The organism is Streptomyces sp. NPDC029466, from assembly GCF_055574515.1.
This window is the reverse complement of sequence record NZ_JBVHZH010000023.1, coordinates 10,312-25,917: the sequence shown is the minus strand read 5'-3', so window position 1 is coordinate 25,917 and position 15,606 is coordinate 10,312. Positions and strand designations below refer to the sequence as shown.

The window sequence follows — 15,606 nt, the reverse complement described above, 5'->3', positions numbered from 1 at the left end:
GAAAAACTGAGGGACACATGGGACTCACCATCGGCGTCGACATCGGCGGCACGAAGATCGCGGCCGGCGTGGTCGACGAAGAGGGCTCGATCCTTGAGACGTGCCAGGTGCCGACCCCGCATGCCACCGATGCGCTGACCGAGGCCATCGCCGAGGCGGTACGCACCGTCGGCGCGGGCCATCATGTCGAGGCCGTCGGCATCGGTGCCGCCGGCTATGTCGACGAGAAGCGCGCCACGGTCCTGTTCGCACCGAACATCGACTGGCGCCATGAACCGCTCAAGGACAAGGTCGAACAGCGCGTCGGCCTGCCCGTGGTGGTCGAGAACGACGCCAACGCGGCGGCCTGGGGCGAGTACAAGTTCGGCGCCGGCCAGGGCCACAGCGACGTCATCTGCATCACCCTCGGCACCGGCCTCGGCGGCGGCATCATCATCGGCAACAAGCTGCGCCGTGGCCGCTTCGGCGTCGCCGCGGAGTTCGGGCACATCCGGGTCGTCCCCGACGGTCTGCTGTGCGGCTGCGGCAACCAGGGCTGCTGGGAGCAGTACGCCTCCGGCCGCGCCCTGCTGCGCTACGCCCGCCAGCGCGCCTTCGCCACCCCCGAGAACGCCCAGATCCTGCTGTCGCTCGGTGACGGCACCTCCGAGGGCATCGAGGGCCGGCACGTGAGTGAGGCCGCCCGCCAGGGTGACCCGGTCGCCATCGACTCGTTCCGCGAACTGGCCCGCTGGGCCGGCGCCGGGCTCGCCGACCTCGCCTCGCTCTTCGACCCGTCCGCGTTCATCGTCGGCGGCGGCGTCTCGGACGAGGGCGAACTGGTCCTGGGGCCGATCCGCAAGTCCTTCCGCCGCTGGCTGGTCGGCAACCAGTGGCGGCCGCACGCCCAGGTGCTCGCCGCCCAGCTCGGCGGCAAGGCCGGTCTGGTCGGCGCGGCCGACCTGGCACGCCAGGGCTGACCCGCCACCGGGCGCGCGGCGCCCGCTCATCCGTACGGCACCGTCCGTCGCGCCCCGTGGGGGAGCGGCGGGCGGTGCTCTATCTTGGCCCGCGTGACCCTCCCGGTGAGAGGACCTGCCGCCGTGATCTCGCTCCCCGCCTCCGCCACCGAACCCGGCCCCGCCGCCGGGGCGTCAGGACGCGGCGGTGCGGCCGTGATCCGGGTGCTCAGCTACAACATCCGCTCGCTGCGCGACGACCGGGCGGCACTGGCCCGGGTGATCCGGGCCTGCGCACCCGATCTCGTGCTGATCCAGGAGGCGCCGCGGTTCTTCCGCTGGCGCAAGGCCGCCGAGAAGCTGGCCCGGGCGACCGGTCTGGTGTACGTCAGCGGCGGCGCGACGACCGCGGGCCCGATGATCCTCTCCACCCTGCGCGCCCATGTGGAGCGTACGGAGGAGGTGCTGCTGCCCCGCACCCCCGGGCTGCACCAGCGCGGTTTCGCGCTCGCCGTGGTCCGGATCGGCGGGGCCCGGCTCGGGGTGCTCAGCTGCCATCTCAGCCTCGCCGACCGGGAGCGCTACGAGCAGGCCGGGCTGCTGCTGGAGCGGCTGGCCGCGCTGGACGTGCCGTACGCCGTCGCCGGGGGTGACCTCAACGACCGGCCGGAGGGCCGCAGCTTCCGGCGGCTGGCGGGGGCGCTCACGGACGCCTGGGCGGCCAAGCCGTGGGGCGGGGAGTTCACCTCCACGCCGCACGACCCGCATCAGCGGATCGACGCGATCTTCACCACGGCGGGTGTGGAGGTCCTGGGCTGCGGTGTGCCGCACGGGCTGGCGGGGGTACGGGAGACCGACCTGCGCGCCGCCACGGATCATCTGCCGGTGCTGGCCGCACTGCGGGTGCCGGCCGGCGGCTGACTCACACCACCGCGCCGCTGCCCGGCAGGTCGTTGTCGTCCTCGTCGTCGTCCTTCATCCGGGCCACCAGGGTGGCGAAGCCGCCGAGGAAGCCACCGATGCCCAGGACCGTGATCCACCATGTCACCGGCTGCTGGAGCAGCACCATGGCGACCAGCAGCAGCGGGCCGCCGATCACCGCGAGCCAGGCGAACTTGGCGGTGACATCGGCCTTCGGCAGCGGGGGCGGCTCGGGCGGGGTGAAGTGGCCCTCGTCGGTCTCGTCGAAGTCGTCGTCGGACGCTTCCGAGGGGGTCCAGTTGCGCGGGCCGACACCCGGCGCGAAGACCACGAAGCTGCCCGGCCGCGCGGCGTCGCCGGTGCCGTCCTCGGCTCCGGTGCCGTCCTTCCCGGCCGTTTCGGACGGGGCGGCGGCCTCGGGCTTCTCGGCCGCGCCGTCCTTGCCGTCCTTCCCGGCCGTCCCGTCCTTCCCGGCCGTCCCGTCCCCGCCGTCACCGCCGCCCACGGGGAACGACGGCTGCTCGCCGTAGCCCGCCACGATCTCGGCCCAGGCGGCCTCTTCGTCCAGCGGGTCCCGGGGGTCACGGGGGCTACGCTCCGCCACTGGCCGCCGTCCCCTCGTGTGCCGGGTCCGCTGCCTCCGGCGCGAGCCGGGCGATGAAGGCGAAGGTGTCCCGGAAGATCTGCTCGGCGTCGTGGTCCAGCGTCGCGACGTGGTAGCTGCGCTCCAGCAGCGTCTGCCGCACGTCCGTGGAGGAGACCCGGGCGAGGATCCGCTCGGAGTCCGCCGCCGGTACGACATGGTCCTGCGGGCTGGTCATCACCAGCAACGGCTGGGTGACGCCCGGGAGTTCGGAGTCGACCTGCCCGAAGAACCGGCGCAGCGAATCCGCGGCGTGCAGCGGCACCCGCTCGTAGCCGACCTCCTCGGCGCCGGGCTTGGCGATGTCGCTGACCACGCCCTTGGTGGTCCGTACGAGATACCGCAGCACCGGGAGCAGCGGGGCGGCCGCGTCATGGAGCTTGTTGGCCGGGTTGACCACCGCCACCCCGCTGATCGCGTCGCCGTGCTTGGCGGCCAGCCGCAGCGCCAGCGCGCCGCCCATCGACAGGCCGCAGACGAAGACCTTGGAGCAGCGCTCGGTCAGCGCGCGCAGCTCGCGGTCGACCTCGGCGTACCAGTCCTGCCAGGTCGTGATCTGCATGTCCTGCCAGCGGGTGCCGTGACCGGGCAGCAGCGGGAGGGCGACCGTCAGTCCGCGGTCGGCCAGGTATTCGGCCCAGGGGCGGACGGACTGGGGGGAGCCGGTGAAGCCGTGGCACACGAGGACGCCGACCTCTCCGCCGTCACGGCGGAACGGCTCGGCTCCGGGAAGGAGCGGCACCGGGGGACTCCGATCGATGAGGGGCTGGCGAGTTACCTCAGGGTACGCAAAGTGACGGCAAGCGGGTAGGTCCGGCGGCGGCCACGGCGCGAGTGCGCCACCGGGGCAGGTTAAGGTCTTTGCGTCACACACAGGAGGCAGTCGGTTGATCTACGGCGCAATGAAGTTTTCCATCGGCGGGTCGCTGAAGCTTGCCTTCAGGCCCTGGGTGGAAGGCATCGAGAACATTCCCGCCGAGGGTCCTGCGATCCTCGCGAGCAACCACCTGTCCTTCTCGGACTCCTTCTTCCTGCCCGCGGTGCTCGACCGCAAGGTCACCTTCATCGCCAAGTCGGAGTACTTCACCTCCCCGGGCGTCAAGGGCAAGCTGACCGCCGCGTTCTTCAAGGGCGTGGGCCAGCTGCCGGTCGACCGCTCGGGCGGCCGCGGCGCGGGCGAGGCGGCCATCAAGAGCGGCATCGAGGTCCTGGAGCGCGGTGAGCTGTTCGGCATCTACCCGGAGGGCACCCGCTCCCCGGACGGCCGGCTCTACCGTGGCAAGCCGGGCGGGCTGGCACGGGTGGCGCTGGCCACCGGCGCGCCGGTCATCCCCGTGGCGATGATCGACACCGAGAAGGTGCAGCCGCCGGGCAAGATCGTGCCGAAGATGATCCGACCGGGCATCCGTATCGGCAAGCCGCTGGACTTCACCCGCTATCAGGGCATGGAGGGCGACCGCTTCATCCTGCGGTCGGTCACCGACGAGGTCATGTACGAGATCATGAAGCTGTCCGGCCAGGAGTACGTCGACATCTACGCGACCGCGGCCAAGCGGCAGATCGCCGAGGCGGCGAAGGCCGAGGCGAAGCAGCAGGCCGAGGCGGAGCAGGCCAAGAAGGCAGCCGCCGAATAGACGGGCAGAGCCGAGGCCGGGCGCGGGGGCGCCCGGCGAGGGGTGGGGGCCGGCAATGACGGATACGGAGACACGGACCGTGCGCGGCGGCCCGGGCGCCAGGGGCAAAGACAAGCCGCCGAAGGTGGTGCGGATGTCCGTCGAGCTGCCGCTGTGGCGCGCGCTCACCGGCTACCGCATCCTGACCCTCGTCTACACCCTGTGCCTGGTCGGGCTCTCCTACCGGAAGTACGACCACCCGCTGGGCGCCGCCGCCTATATGGGCGCGCTCACGCTCTGGATGGTGCTGACCTGGCGCCGGACGACCTCCGCGGAGCGCTGCACCCGGCACTTCCTGCTCGCCGACCTCGGCTTCGCGGTCGGCGGCATCCTGCTCACCCCGCTGGTCGACAGCCACGCCCGCATCATGGACGGCGCGCCGACGCTGCCCTCCATCTGGACGGCGGGCGCCGTCCTGGGCTTCGCGATCAAGGGCGGCTGGCGCTGGGCCGCGGTGGCTTCCAGCGCGGTGGCGGTGGCCAACCTCGTCGAGCGCCAGGAGCTGGCCCGGGACACGATCCACAACGTGGTGCTGGTGTGGGTGGCCAGCGTCGCCATCGGCTATGTCGTCGAGGTGGCCCGCGCCAGTGAGCGCACCCTCGCCCGTGCGCTCCAGATAGAGGCCGCCACCCGCGAGCGGGAGCGGCTGGCCCGCGACATCCACGACAGCGTGCTCCAGGTCCTGGCGATGGTGCAGCGGCGCGGCGCCGCGATCGGCGGCGAGGCGGCCGAACTGGGCCGGATGGCCGGGGAGCAGGAGGTCGCGCTGCGGACCCTGGTCGCCGGCGGGCTGGTGTCGCCGCCGCGCGGGGGCGGGCCGGACGGTGCGGCGCGGACCGTGCCGCACCCGGCCGACGGGAGCGAGCCGGACGAGAGGGGCGCCGCCCCGGCCGTACCGGCACCGGCACCGGAGCCCGACGCCGACGGGCCGTGTGACGTGCGGGCGTTGCTCGCGCCCTTCGCGGGCGCCGGGGTGACGTTCTCCGAGCCCGGTGCCGCGGTGCTGCTGCGGGCCGCCGCGGCGGCCGAGCTCGCGGCCGCTGTCAGTGCGGCGTTGGACAATGTGCGGGTGCACGCGGGGGACGGGGCCCGTGCGTGGATCCTGGTGGAGGATGAGCCGCGGGCGGTGATCGTGACGGTCCGCGACGACGGCCCCGGCATTCCCGAGGGCCGGCTCGCGGACGCCGAGCGCGAGGGCCGGATGGGGGTGGCCCTGTCGATCCGCGGCCGGCTGCGGGATCTGGGCGGCACCGCGGAGTGGGTCTCGGTCCCTGGCCAGGGCACGGAAGTGGAGTTGACGGTCCCCAAGGGCACGGCGCCCGAGGGCGGAAGGCGGGGGAAGGCGAGAGCGTGAGCAGCACGGAGCGGGACGAGGCCGCGCGGAGCGGTGCCGGCGTGGGCGAGCAGACGGCCCTGAGGGTCATGGTGGTCGACGACCACCCGATGTGGCGGGACGCGGTCGCGCGGGATCTGGCGGAGGCCGGGTTCGACGTGGTCGCGACGGCCGGTGACGGCCTCCAGGCGGTGCGGCGGGCGCAGGCCGCCTCGCCCGATGTGCTGGTCCTGGACCTCAATCTGCCGGGGCTGCCCGGCGTCCGGGTGTGCAAGGAACTGGTCGGCGCCAATCCGGCGCTGCGGGTGCTGGTGCTGTCCGCGAGCGGTGAGCACGCCGATGTCCTGGAAGCGGTCAAGTCCGGGGCGACCGGCTATCTGCTGAAGTCGGCGAGCACGGCGGAGCTGCTGGACGCGGTGCGGCGCACGGCCGCCGGCGACGCGGTGTTCACCCCGGGCCTGGCGGGTCTGGTGCTCGGTGAGTACCGCAGGCTGGCGACCGAGCCGGCCCCGGCGACGCCGGACGAGCCGGGCGCACCGCAGCTGACGGACCGGGAGACCGAGGTGCTGCGGCTGGTCGCCAAGGGACTCTCGTACAAGCAGATCGCCGAACGCCTGGTCATCTCGCACCGCACGGTGCAGAACCACGTCCAGAACACCCTCGGCAAGCTCCAGTTGCACAACCGGGTGGAGCTGGTGCGGTATGCGATCGAGCGCGGTCTCGACGAGGCGTGACCGGCGCGTTCACCGGCCGTACCGGCCGCGGCCGGATGCGGTCCGCTCGTACGGGTGAACGCCTCGCCCCAACTCCCGGATAAATCACCGACATCACCGTTTGTCCCATCCCTGAGTGACCCAGATCACCATTAGCGTGACCGGCGTCGGATCGAACCCGGCCGTGTGCGTGCGGCCACTGACGGGATGTAGGTGAAGCAGCGATGCGGGTCGGAGTACTGACCGGCGGCGGCGACTGCCCGGGTCTGAACGCGGTGATCAGGGGCCTCGTCCGCAAGGGCACCCAGGAGTACGGATACGAGTTCGTCGGCTTCCGGGACGGCTGGCGCGGGCCGATGGAAGGCGACACGGTACCGCTGGACATCCCGGCGGTACGCGGCATCCTGCCGCGCGGCGGCACCGTCCTCGGCTCCTCGCGGACCAACCCCTTCAAGGAGAACGACGGCGTCCGCCGGATCAAGGAGACGCTCACCAAACACGAGATCGGGGCGCTGATCGCGATCGGCGGCGAGGACACCCTCGGCGTCGCCGCCCGGCTCTCCGGCGAGTACGCCGTCCCCTGCGTCGGCGTCCCCAAGACCATCGACAACGATCTGTCGGCCACGGACTACACCTTCGGCTTCGACACCGCCGTCGGCGTCGCCACCGAAGCCATCGACCGGCTGCACACCACCGCCGAATCCCATATGCGGGTCCTGGTCGTCGAGGTGATGGGCCGGCACGCCGGCTGGATCGCGCTGCACTCCGGACTCGCCGGCGGGGCGAACGTCATCCTCATCCCGGAGCAGCGCTTCGACATCGAGCAGGTCTGCCGCTGGATCGACTCCCGCTTCAAGGTCCGCTACGCGCCGATCGTGGTCGTCGCCGAGGGCGCGATGCCCAAGGACGGACAGATGGTGCTCAAGGACGACTCCACGGACTCCTTCGGGCATGTCCGGCTGTCCGGTGTGGGGGAGTGGCTGGCCAAGGAGATCGAGGCGCGGACGGGCAAGGAGGCGCGGACGACGGTCCTCGGGCACACCCAGCGCGGCGGTACCCCGAGCGCCTTCGACCGCTGGCTGGCCACCCGCTTCGGGCTGCACGCCATCGACGCGGTGCGCGACGGCGACTTCGGCACGATGGTCGCGCTGCGCGGCACGGACATCGTCCGGGTGCCGATCGCGGAGGCCACCGCCAAGCTGAAGACCGTCGATCCGGCGCTGTACGCCGAGGCCGGGGTGTTCTTCGGCTGAGCCCGGCCGCTGGGCCCGGCCGCTGGGCCCGGCCGCTGGGCCCGGCCGCGCACCGCTCCCGCCGTCCCACATCCCGGGCGGCGTCGCCGGGCGAGGGGCCGTATATTCGCCGTACGCGGCATATCCGGCCTCTCGCTCACAGAGCGGGACATTCTCAACCGTCGGAAGAACCGGGAGAGCTCGTGGAGATCGTCGCCTTCGGCGTGCAGACCGATGAGCAGCCGTTCCTGGAGCGGGGCTTCGCCGGCCGCCACCAGGTCCGCAGCCTCAATGTCTTCCTCAACCGCGACACCGCCCCCATCGCCCGTGGATACGAGATCGTCAGCTCCAGCGTCAACGCCGATCTGGGCGCGGACGTCCTCCAGACCCTCGCGGCCGGCGGGACGAAGATGATCGCCCAGCGCTCCACCGGCTTCAACAACATCGATCTGGAGGCCGCGGCCGACCTCGGGATGAGCGTCGGCCGGGTCGCCCACTACTCGCCGCACGCGGTCGCCGAATTCGCCTGGGCGCTGGCGCTGGCCGTCGACCGGCGGCTGGTCCGGGCCACGAACCGCACCCGTAACTTCGACTTCCGGCTGGACGGCCTGATGGGCCGCGATCTGCGCGGTCGTACGGCCGGGGTGCTCGGCACCGGCAAGATCGGCACGGCCTTCACCCGGATCGCCCATGGCTTCGGCATGAACCTGCTGGGCTGGGACCTCGTCGAGAACCCGCAGTGTGTCGAGCTCGGTATGAAGTACGTCGCCCGGGAGCGGCTGTTCGCCGAGGCGGATCTGGTCACCCTGCACCTCCCGCTGGTCGACGACACCCGGCATCTCGTCGACGCCGCCGCGCTGGCCGCGATGAAGGACGACGCGATCCTGATCAACACCAGCCGCGGCGGGCTGGTCGACACCGTGGCCCTCGTCGACACGCTCAAGGCCGGCCGGCTCACCGGCGTCGGCCTGGACGTCTACGAGGAGGAGGCCGCGTTCTTCTTCTTCGACAAGTCCCTGGACATCATCAGCGACGACACCCTCGCCCGCCTGATGACCTTCGGGAACGTGCTGGTCACCTCGCACCAGGCGTACTTCACCCAGGACGCGGTGGGCCAGATCATCGAGGCCACCGTGGCCAACGTCGAGGACTACCTGGCCCACCGCACCAACGAGAACATGCTGGTCACACGAGGACAGCTGCCAAAAGCTGCGCCGTGACCGAGGCACCGTCCAGGGTCAGCACCGACTCCGGGTGGAACTGCACCCCCGCGAAGCCCGGACCGCGCAGCGCATGCACCTCGCCGGTGGCCGCGTCCCGGCTCAACTCCACGCGGTGCATCGCCAGTTCGGCCGCGGTGGTGTCATCGCAGCGGGCCGTGAAGGTGTTGTAGAAACCGACCGTCTCCTCACGCCCGAAGAACTCGATCCGCTCCTGCGCGCCCTGGAAGGGCACCTCCTTGCGGACGATCTCCAACCCCAGCTCCGCGGCGAGGAGTTCATGGCCGAGGCAGACCCCCAACAAGCAGGGGCGGCCCGAAGGGCCTCGATGAGGGGCGGTGGCCGGGAGACGGGCGGGCCCATGCCGGTGGCCCGCGACGAGCTCGGCCGTCAGCGACCGCAGAAAGCGCATCTTGGGGTCGGCGGCGTCGGACGGATCGCCCGGCCCCGGGCCCAGCACCACCGGGCCCCGGTGCGCAAGGGCGGCCGTGCGCAGCCCCGGCTCGTCGAAGCGGCGCACGGTCACGGTCAGCCCCGAGGTGCGCAGCAGATGCGCCAGCATCGCGGTGAAGGTGTCCTCCGCGTCGATGACCAGGGCGTGCCCGCTGAGCTCGGCGGTGGGCGCGGTGGTCTGCATCCGCAGCCAGAACGGCGCCAGATCGGCCCGGCGGGCGTCCAGCGCGGCCCGTACCCGCGGGTCGTCGGCCAGCCGCGGCGGCCGCCCCCCGTCCGCCGGGCGCGCGGGCGCCGGCCGCACACCCAGCGCGCTGAGCACCCCCGCGGCCTTGGCGTGCGTCTCGGCGACCTCGCCGTGCGGGTCGGAGCCGCGCACGAGGGTGGCCCCGACCGGCACCCGCAGCCGCCCGGCGGCGGAGATATCGGCGGTACGGATCAGGATCGGCGAGTCCAGTGTCTGGGCTCCGCCGGTGTCCCGCCCGATCAGCGCCAGCGCCCCCGCGTAGTAGCCGCGCCCCCGGCCGTCGGCGTCCACCGGCTCGTGCCGCTCGATCACCCGGCAGGCGTTCTGCACCGGTGACCCGGTGACCGTCGCCGCGAACATCGTCTCCTTGAGCACCTCGCGCACATCGAGGGTGGACCGGCCGCGCAGCTCGTACTCGGTGTGCGCGAGATGCGCCATCTCCTTGAGCCGGGGCCCGATCACCACCCCGCCCTTGTCGCCGACGGTGCACATCATCTTCAGCTCCTCGTCCACCACCATGGACAGCTCCTCGACCTCCTTGCGGTCGTCGAGGAACGCCAGCAGGCTCTCGGCGGTGGGGCCGCCCTCCGGGTAGCGGTAGGTGCCGCTGATCGGATTCATCACGACCGTCCCCCCGGAGGCTCGGACATGCACCTCGGGACTGGCGCCGACCAGCGTGTGCACCCCGGGTCGGTGGACGACATAGGTCCAGTACGCGCCGCGCTCACCGGCCAGCAGCCGCCGGAACAGCGCCAGCGCACCGGCCGCCGAGAAGTCCGCGATCTCGCCCTCGAACGTCCGGCGGATGACGAAGTTCGCGCCCTCGCCGGTGCCGATCTCGTCCCGGACCACCCGCCCGACGATCCCGGCGTAGGCGTCGTCGTCCACGTCGAACGCCCCGTCGGTCACCCGCACGTCATGGGCGGGCAGCGCCGCCAGCAGCTCGTCCAGGGGCAGCTCGGCGGTCTCCCGCGGGCGCAGCACGGCCAGCGGGGTGCCGTCGTCATGGGCCCGGAAGCCGCGCTCGCGGATCTGCCGGAACGGGATCAGCGCGAGCGCGTCGGTGACCGGCGCGTCCGGCACGCCCTCGCCCAGCGGGATGTCGGCCAGCCGCTCGACCTCCGTCACCTCACCGGTCAGCACCTCGACGGTGGGGGAGGCGGCGTCCCGCCCCGGGGTACGGCGGTGCAGCAGGGCGAACGGCGGGCAGGCGGGGTCGAGCAGCCGCTGGACGAGCGCGGCGGCGCCGGTGCGGGCGGGGGGCTCGCGGTGCATGGCGGGGTTCCTTCCAGGAGAGGAGGAACGGCCGCCGGAAAAGGCTGAAGGCCGCCCCTCGGGCGGCCTTCGCGAAGTGTGGGTTGTGCGCGCGAATCAGTGGGCCGCCGGATGAGCGGTCCACCACCAGTTGCTGTTCATCGCAGGTCGCGTGCACATGGAGGGCACCCTACCGGACCCTCCGAGTGCGGTGCGTCTCAAAGTCCGGATGCCGGGACGGACAGTCTGCCGGGACCCCGTAATGTGGGGCTTGTGACCGTGAACGCTGAAACCCACGCCGGTGGCAACACCTGGCAAGACCTGCCCGCGGCGCAGCAGCCTGACTGGCCGGACCAAGAGGCTCTGCGCGATGTGATCGCGGAGCTCGAGTCCTATCCGCCGCTCGTCTTCGCGGGCGAGTGCGACCAGCTGCGCGAGCGCCTGGGAGCGGTCGCCCGTGGTGAGGCGTTCCTGCTTCAGGGCGGCGACTGCGCGGAGGCCTTCGACGCCGTATCCGCCGAGCACATCCGTAACAAGCTCAAGACGCTCCTCCAGATGGGCGCCGTCCTGACCTACGCCGGTTCCGTGCCGGTGGTCAAGGTCGGCCGGATCGCCGGCCAGTACAGCAAGCCGCGCTCCAAGCCCACCGAGACGCGTGACGGGGTGACGCTGCCGACCTACCGCGGCGACTCCGTCAACGGCTTCGAGTTCACCGAGGCGGCCCGGATCCCGGACCCGCAGCGGCTGAAGCGGATGTACCACGCCTCCGCGGCGACCCTGAACCTCGTGCGCGCCTTCACCACCGGCGGCTACGCCGACCTGCGGCAGGTGCACGCCTGGAACCAGGACTTCGTGAAGTCCTCGCCCTCCGGACAGCGCTACGAGGCGCTGGCCCGCGAGATCGACCGCGCGATGAACTTCATGAACGCCTGCGGGGTCAACCCGGAGGAGTTCCGCACCGTCGAGTTCTACGCCTCCCACGAGGCACTCGTCCTCGACTACGAGTCCTCGCTGACCCGCGTCGACTCGCGCACCGGCAACCTCTACGACGTCTCCGGCCACATGGTCTGGATCGGCGAGCGCACCCGTCAGCTGGACGGTGCGCACATCGAGTTCGCCTCGCGCATCCGCAACCCCATCGGCGTCAAGCTCGGCCCGACGACCACCGCCCAGGACGCGCTGACGCTCATCGAGCGCCTCGACCCGGAGCGGGAGCCGGGCCGGCTGACCTTCATCACCCGCATGGGAGCGGACAAGATCCGCGACAAGCTCCCCGAGCTGGTCGAGAAGGTCACCGCCTCCGGCGCGCAGGTCGCCTGGATCTGCGACCCGATGCACGGCAACACCTTCGAGGCGGCCTCCGGTCACAAGACCCGGCGCTTCGACGATGTGCTGGACGAGGTCAAGGGCTTCTTCGAGGTCCACAAGAGCCTCGGCACGCACCCGGGCGGCATCCACGTCGAGCTCACCGGTGACGATGTCACCGAGTGCGTGGGCGGCGGCGACGAGATCTTCGTCGACGACCTCCACCAGCGCTACGAGACCGCCTGCGACCCGCGGCTCAACCGCAGCCAGTCGCTCGACCTGGCGTTCCTGGTGGCGGAGATGTACCGCGATCAGTGAGGCGACCAGCCGCTGACCTGCACCGACGGTCAGGGACATAGCAGAGGTGGGGCGCGGATCCTGTGATCCGCGCCCCACTGCGTTGTGCCGCCCCCGCCGGGCCAGGTAAGGTAAGGGTTACCTCACTGAAGATCACCCGGATCGGTGGGGATTCCCACCGGAGGTGAACCGCGTGTACGTCTGCTCTTGCTTCGGGATCACCGAGCAGCAGGTCCGCGAGCACGCGGACACGGGCGCCTGCACGCCCCGCCAGATCGCCTCCGCCTGCAAGGCCGGCACCGACTGCGGCGGCTGTGTGCGCCGTATCCAGTCACTGCTCGGCCGGGGGGACTGCCCCCGCCGGGAGCTCATCGACAGCGGCGCGTCCGAGCCGCTGGCCGCGGAGGCGGGCGCAGTGGTGCCAGCGGCGCTCTCGGAGGCCGCGTAGCCCTCAGGGCGCGGGTGAGCGCCCCGTGCCGGCCCGGCCGTCGCGGAGTGCGGGCAGTGGGCCGCTCGGTCAGCTCGGCTGCTCGATGACCTGGGCGATGTAGAGCGCTTCTCCGAGCTTCTCGATCAGTTCCAGCTGGGTGTCGAGATAGTCGATGTGGTGTTCCTCGTCCGCGAGGATGTCCTCGAAGATATTCGCCGACGTGATGTCGCCCTTGTTGCGCATGAGCTCGATACCGCGCTTGAGCCGGTCGATGGCCTCGACCTCGATCTGCCGGTCGGCCTGGAACATCTCGGTGACGGTCTGGCCGACCCGGACATGGAACAGCCGCTGGTAATTCGGCAGGCCGTCGAGGAAGAGAATCCGGTCCGTCAGGATCTCCGCGTGCTTCATCTCGTCGAAGGACTCGGAGCGGGTGTACTTCGCGAGCTTCGTCCAGCCGAAGTTCTCCTGCATCTTGGCGTGCAGGAAGTACTGGTTGATCGCGGTCAGCTCGGCGGTCAGCTGCTCGTTGAGGAATTCGATGACCTCGGGGTCGCCCTGCATGGCAGCGGGCTCCTTCCACGCGAGAACTGGGCAGGTGCCGCGCATCCTCGCACCGCCCGGAGTGGGGCGTCCAGTAAGTGCACGCTTAGTACGAGTTGCCCGATTCCCTCCCATCCCTGGTCATCGGCACCCCTTCCGGTCTGACAACATGGAGGCATGGGTCAGCCGGAAAGCCGCGAAGAGGAGCCTGTGGAGCTGCCTCCGGGGCAGCGGCTCCAGCGGGGCTGGCCGGTGACGCATTACGGGCCGGTGCCGAAGTTCCGCGCCGAACGCTGGGAGTTCCGGGCATTCGGCGCCACCGCCGACGGGGCGAAACACTGCTGGTCGCACGAGGAATTCACGGCGCTGCCGTACAGCACGGTCGTCGCGGATATGCACTGCGTGACGAAATTCAGCATGCTGGGAGCCGAATGGGGTGGGGTACGCACCCGGACGATCCTGGAGCTGGCGCCGCCGGCACCCGATGCCACCCATGTCATGGTGTGGGCCGAGTACGGCTTCAGTTCGAATTTGCGGATCGAGGATTTCGCCGCGGAGAAGTGCCTCTTCGCCACCCATCGCTCCGGTGAACTCCTCACCGCGGAGCACGGATTCCCGGTCCGGCTGATCGTGCCGCATCTGTACGCCTGGAAAGGGCCCAAATGGGTCCGCGGTATCGAATACATGCGGGCCGACCGCCGCGGCTTCTGGGAGGAACGCGGCTATCACAACCTGGGCGACCCGTGGCGGGAGCAGCGCTACTCGTACCAGGAAGAGCCCGGGGACGGCCCCGAGCTCTGAGCCGGAGCCCCCGGGACGGGTTACCGTCATCCGGCGGGCGCCTGGTCAGTGGTGGTACCGGTGCACCACCGCATGCCCCTTCCCACGGCCGATCATCCACTTGTTGACCGGCGTGGTCACCACGAAGGCGAGCACCAGGGACGCCGCCAGGACGCCCCAGAACAGCGCGTCCGAGAGCTGGGCGTCCATGGCGCTCGGCCAGAGCACGATCACGCCGTTGTCGATCAGCTCCATGACCGCGATGGACAGCGTGTCGGCGGCCAGCGCGACCCGGAGCGCCGCCCGGAGGCCGACGCCCGCCGCCAGGACGCCGCGCACCGTGAGCGCATAGCCGAAGACGAAGGCCAGCACGATCGCCAGAACCATCGTCGGGACGTTGTGCCAGCTCAGCGCCGTGCCGATCACCATGCCGAGGATCTCGCCGAGGGCACAGCCGGTCAGACAGTGCAGGGTCGCCCTGGCGGCCGGCGCCCAGCCCGCCGGGCCGGCGGCCGGCGGGACGGCCGCGGCGCGGGTGTCGGGTGCCGCCGCCCCGTGCTCGTGCGGTGCCTGTTCCATGGAAACCCCCAACGCGAGGCAGCGGTCCTGGCCGGCGGGCTCAGGGCGCGCGCAGCTCCTTGAGCCGGGCCACGTCCGCCGCATGGCCCTCCTTGCCGCCCGGCGTCTCGACGACCAGCGGCACCCCGGCCGTCGCCGGATGGACGAACAGTTCGCCGAACGGCTCCGCACCGATGTGACCTGCGCCGATGTTCTCGTGCCTGTCCTTGTGGGCGCCGGCCACATCCTTGGAGTCATTGGCGTGGATCAGCTTCAGCCGGCCCTCGCCGGTGACCTCCACCAGCTCGTCCAGCAGCGCCTTCATCCCGCCGGGCGCCGCCATGTCGTGCCCCGCGGCGAACGCGTGGCAGGTGTCGAGGCAGACCCCCAGCTTGGGGTGCCGGTCCAGCGCGTCGAAATACGGACCGAGGTCCTCGGCCCGCGCGCACAGCGACGCCCCCTGCCCGGCCGTCGGCTCCAGCAGCAGCCAGGGGTCGTCCGGATGCGTCAGCTCGTCGAGCAGCGGCCGCATCTGCTCCCTGACCTGCGCCATCGCCACCGCACGGGCCCGTCCGCCGGTCGCCGAGCCGGTGTGCACGACCACTCCGAGCGCACCGATCTCCCGGCCGCGGCGCAGGGAGTGGCGCAGCGACGCCACGGACTTCTCGACGGTCGCCTCGGTGTGCGAACCGAAGTTGATCAGATACGGCGCATGGACGTACGCCGGAATCCCCTGTTGCGCACAGGCCGCCCGGAACGCCTCGTCCTGGCCGGGGTTGCCGGGGACCGTCGCCCAGCCGCGCGGATTGGCCACGAAGACCTGCACGACCTCGTCGCCCATCTCCTGGGCGTACGGAATGCCGGTCTTCGCCAGACCGCCGGCCACCGGCACATGGCCGCCGACCGGATTACGGGCACGGGCGCGCTGCTCGGCGCTCTTCGGGGAGGGGGAGATACTCACCCTCCCAGGGTGCCAGGTGGGGGGGGGGGGGGGGGGGGGGGGGGGGGGGGGGGGGGCGGCGAGAGCAAGAGACCGGCCGCCCCTGGGCTGTTCGGTTTCTCTTGT

General features: G+C 71.6%; 16 protein-coding genes. 10 read left to right on the top strand and 6 right to left on the bottom strand.

What is annotated here, in order from left to right; translation table 11 throughout:
- Positions 1-17 precede the first annotated feature (17 nt).
- A complete protein-coding gene (locus tag ACZ4XD_RS18875; RefSeq protein ID WP_042161967.1) occupies positions 18-959 on the top strand; it encodes an ROK family glucokinase in 942 nt (313 codons plus the stop codon).
- A gap of 123 nt (positions 960-1,082) precedes the next feature.
- Entirely contained in the window at positions 1,083-1,859 is a 777-nt protein-coding gene (locus tag ACZ4XD_RS18870) for an endonuclease/exonuclease/phosphatase family protein (protein ID WP_468043438.1), read from the top strand.
- A gap of 1 nt (position 1,860) precedes the next feature.
- Here ACZ4XD_RS18870 and ACZ4XD_RS18865 read toward each other — a convergent pair whose 3' ends face one another.
- Positions 1,861-2,463: a hypothetical protein gene (locus tag ACZ4XD_RS18865; RefSeq protein ID WP_468043436.1), complete on the bottom strand. Its 603-nt coding sequence runs from the start codon at positions 2,461-2,463 to the stop codon at positions 1,861-1,863.
- Positions 2,450-3,244, bottom strand: coding sequence for an alpha/beta hydrolase (locus tag ACZ4XD_RS18860; protein WP_468043434.1), 795 nt, complete (start codon positions 3,242-3,244; stop codon positions 2,450-2,452). The genes ACZ4XD_RS18865 and ACZ4XD_RS18860 overlap by 14 nt, the downstream gene beginning before the upstream one ends.
- Before the next feature lie 160 nt (positions 3,245-3,404).
- Here ACZ4XD_RS18860 and ACZ4XD_RS18855 point away from each other — a divergent pair, with 160 nt between their 5' ends.
- The 5 genes from ACZ4XD_RS18855 (at position 3,405) to ACZ4XD_RS18835 (ending at position 8,673) form a co-directional block, all read left to right on the top strand.
- Complete coding sequence (locus ACZ4XD_RS18855; RefSeq protein ID WP_042161973.1) at positions 3,405-4,136, top strand: lysophospholipid acyltransferase family protein; 732 nt, start codon at positions 3,405-3,407, stop codon at positions 4,134-4,136.
- Between the two features lie 133 nt (positions 4,137-4,269).
- Entirely contained in the window at positions 4,270-5,529 is a 1,260-nt protein-coding gene (macS, locus tag ACZ4XD_RS18850) for a MacS family sensor histidine kinase (RefSeq protein ID WP_468043432.1), read from the top strand.
- 68 nt (positions 5,530-5,597) lie between these two features.
- The gene (locus tag ACZ4XD_RS18845; RefSeq protein WP_468043562.1) at positions 5,598-6,242 is read left to right on the top strand and encodes a response regulator; all 645 of its coding nucleotides are present in this window, start codon (positions 5,598-5,600) and stop codon (positions 6,240-6,242) included.
- A 203-nt stretch (positions 6,243-6,445) separates the two neighbouring features.
- Positions 6,446-7,474 carry a 6-phosphofructokinase gene (locus ACZ4XD_RS18840; RefSeq protein ID WP_468043430.1) on the top strand — a complete coding sequence of 343 codons (1,029 nt, stop codon included), beginning with the start codon at positions 6,446-6,448 and terminating at the stop codon, positions 7,472-7,474.
- A gap of 182 nt (positions 7,475-7,656) precedes the next feature.
- Positions 7,657-8,673, top strand: coding sequence for a 2-hydroxyacid dehydrogenase (locus ACZ4XD_RS18835; RefSeq protein WP_468043428.1), 1,017 nt, complete (start codon positions 7,657-7,659; stop codon positions 8,671-8,673).
- On the opposite strand, the gene ACZ4XD_RS18830 is transcribed toward ACZ4XD_RS18835, so the two are convergent.
- Positions 8,639-10,648, bottom strand: a complete 2,010-nt coding sequence (locus tag ACZ4XD_RS18830; RefSeq protein ID WP_468043426.1) for an anthranilate synthase family protein — start codon at positions 10,646-10,648, stop codon at positions 8,639-8,641. The two genes, ACZ4XD_RS18835 and ACZ4XD_RS18830, sit on opposite strands and share 35 nt — an antisense overlap.
- Before the next feature lie 258 nt (positions 10,649-10,906).
- On the opposite strand from ACZ4XD_RS18830, the gene ACZ4XD_RS18825 reads away from it, so the two are divergent.
- Both ACZ4XD_RS18825 and ACZ4XD_RS18820 read left to right on the top strand, forming a co-directional pair.
- Complete coding sequence (locus tag ACZ4XD_RS18825) at positions 10,907-12,250, top strand: class II 3-deoxy-7-phosphoheptulonate synthase (protein WP_181018733.1); 1,344 nt, start codon at positions 10,907-10,909, stop codon at positions 12,248-12,250.
- Positions 12,251-12,422: 172 nt separating this feature from the next.
- Entirely contained in the window at positions 12,423-12,677 is a 255-nt protein-coding gene (locus ACZ4XD_RS18820; RefSeq protein ID WP_468043424.1) for a (2Fe-2S)-binding protein, read from the top strand.
- A gap of 69 nt (positions 12,678-12,746) precedes the next feature.
- On the opposite strand, the gene bfr is transcribed toward ACZ4XD_RS18820, so the two are convergent.
- Positions 12,747-13,223: a bacterioferritin gene (bfr, locus tag ACZ4XD_RS18815; protein WP_018093517.1), complete on the bottom strand. Its 477-nt coding sequence runs from the start codon at positions 13,221-13,223 to the stop codon at positions 12,747-12,749.
- A gap of 156 nt (positions 13,224-13,379) precedes the next feature.
- Between bfr and ACZ4XD_RS18810 the strand changes: the two genes are divergently transcribed.
- A complete protein-coding gene (locus ACZ4XD_RS18810; RefSeq protein ID WP_042161986.1) occupies positions 13,380-14,003 on the top strand; it encodes a sulfite oxidase-like oxidoreductase in 624 nt (207 codons plus the stop codon).
- 45 nt (positions 14,004-14,048) lie between these two features.
- Here ACZ4XD_RS18810 and ACZ4XD_RS18805 read toward each other — a convergent pair whose 3' ends face one another.
- Together ACZ4XD_RS18805 and ACZ4XD_RS18800 are read right to left on the bottom strand one after the other, a co-directional pair.
- Positions 14,049-14,561: a DUF4396 domain-containing protein gene (locus tag ACZ4XD_RS18805; RefSeq protein ID WP_468043421.1), complete on the bottom strand. Its 513-nt coding sequence runs from the start codon at positions 14,559-14,561 to the stop codon at positions 14,049-14,051.
- A gap of 40 nt (positions 14,562-14,601) precedes the next feature.
- Positions 14,602-15,501 carry a deoxyribonuclease IV gene (locus ACZ4XD_RS18800; protein ID WP_468043419.1) on the bottom strand — a complete coding sequence of 300 codons (900 nt, stop codon included), beginning with the start codon at positions 15,499-15,501 and terminating at the stop codon, positions 14,602-14,604.
- Positions 15,502-15,606: the final 105 nt, after the last annotated feature.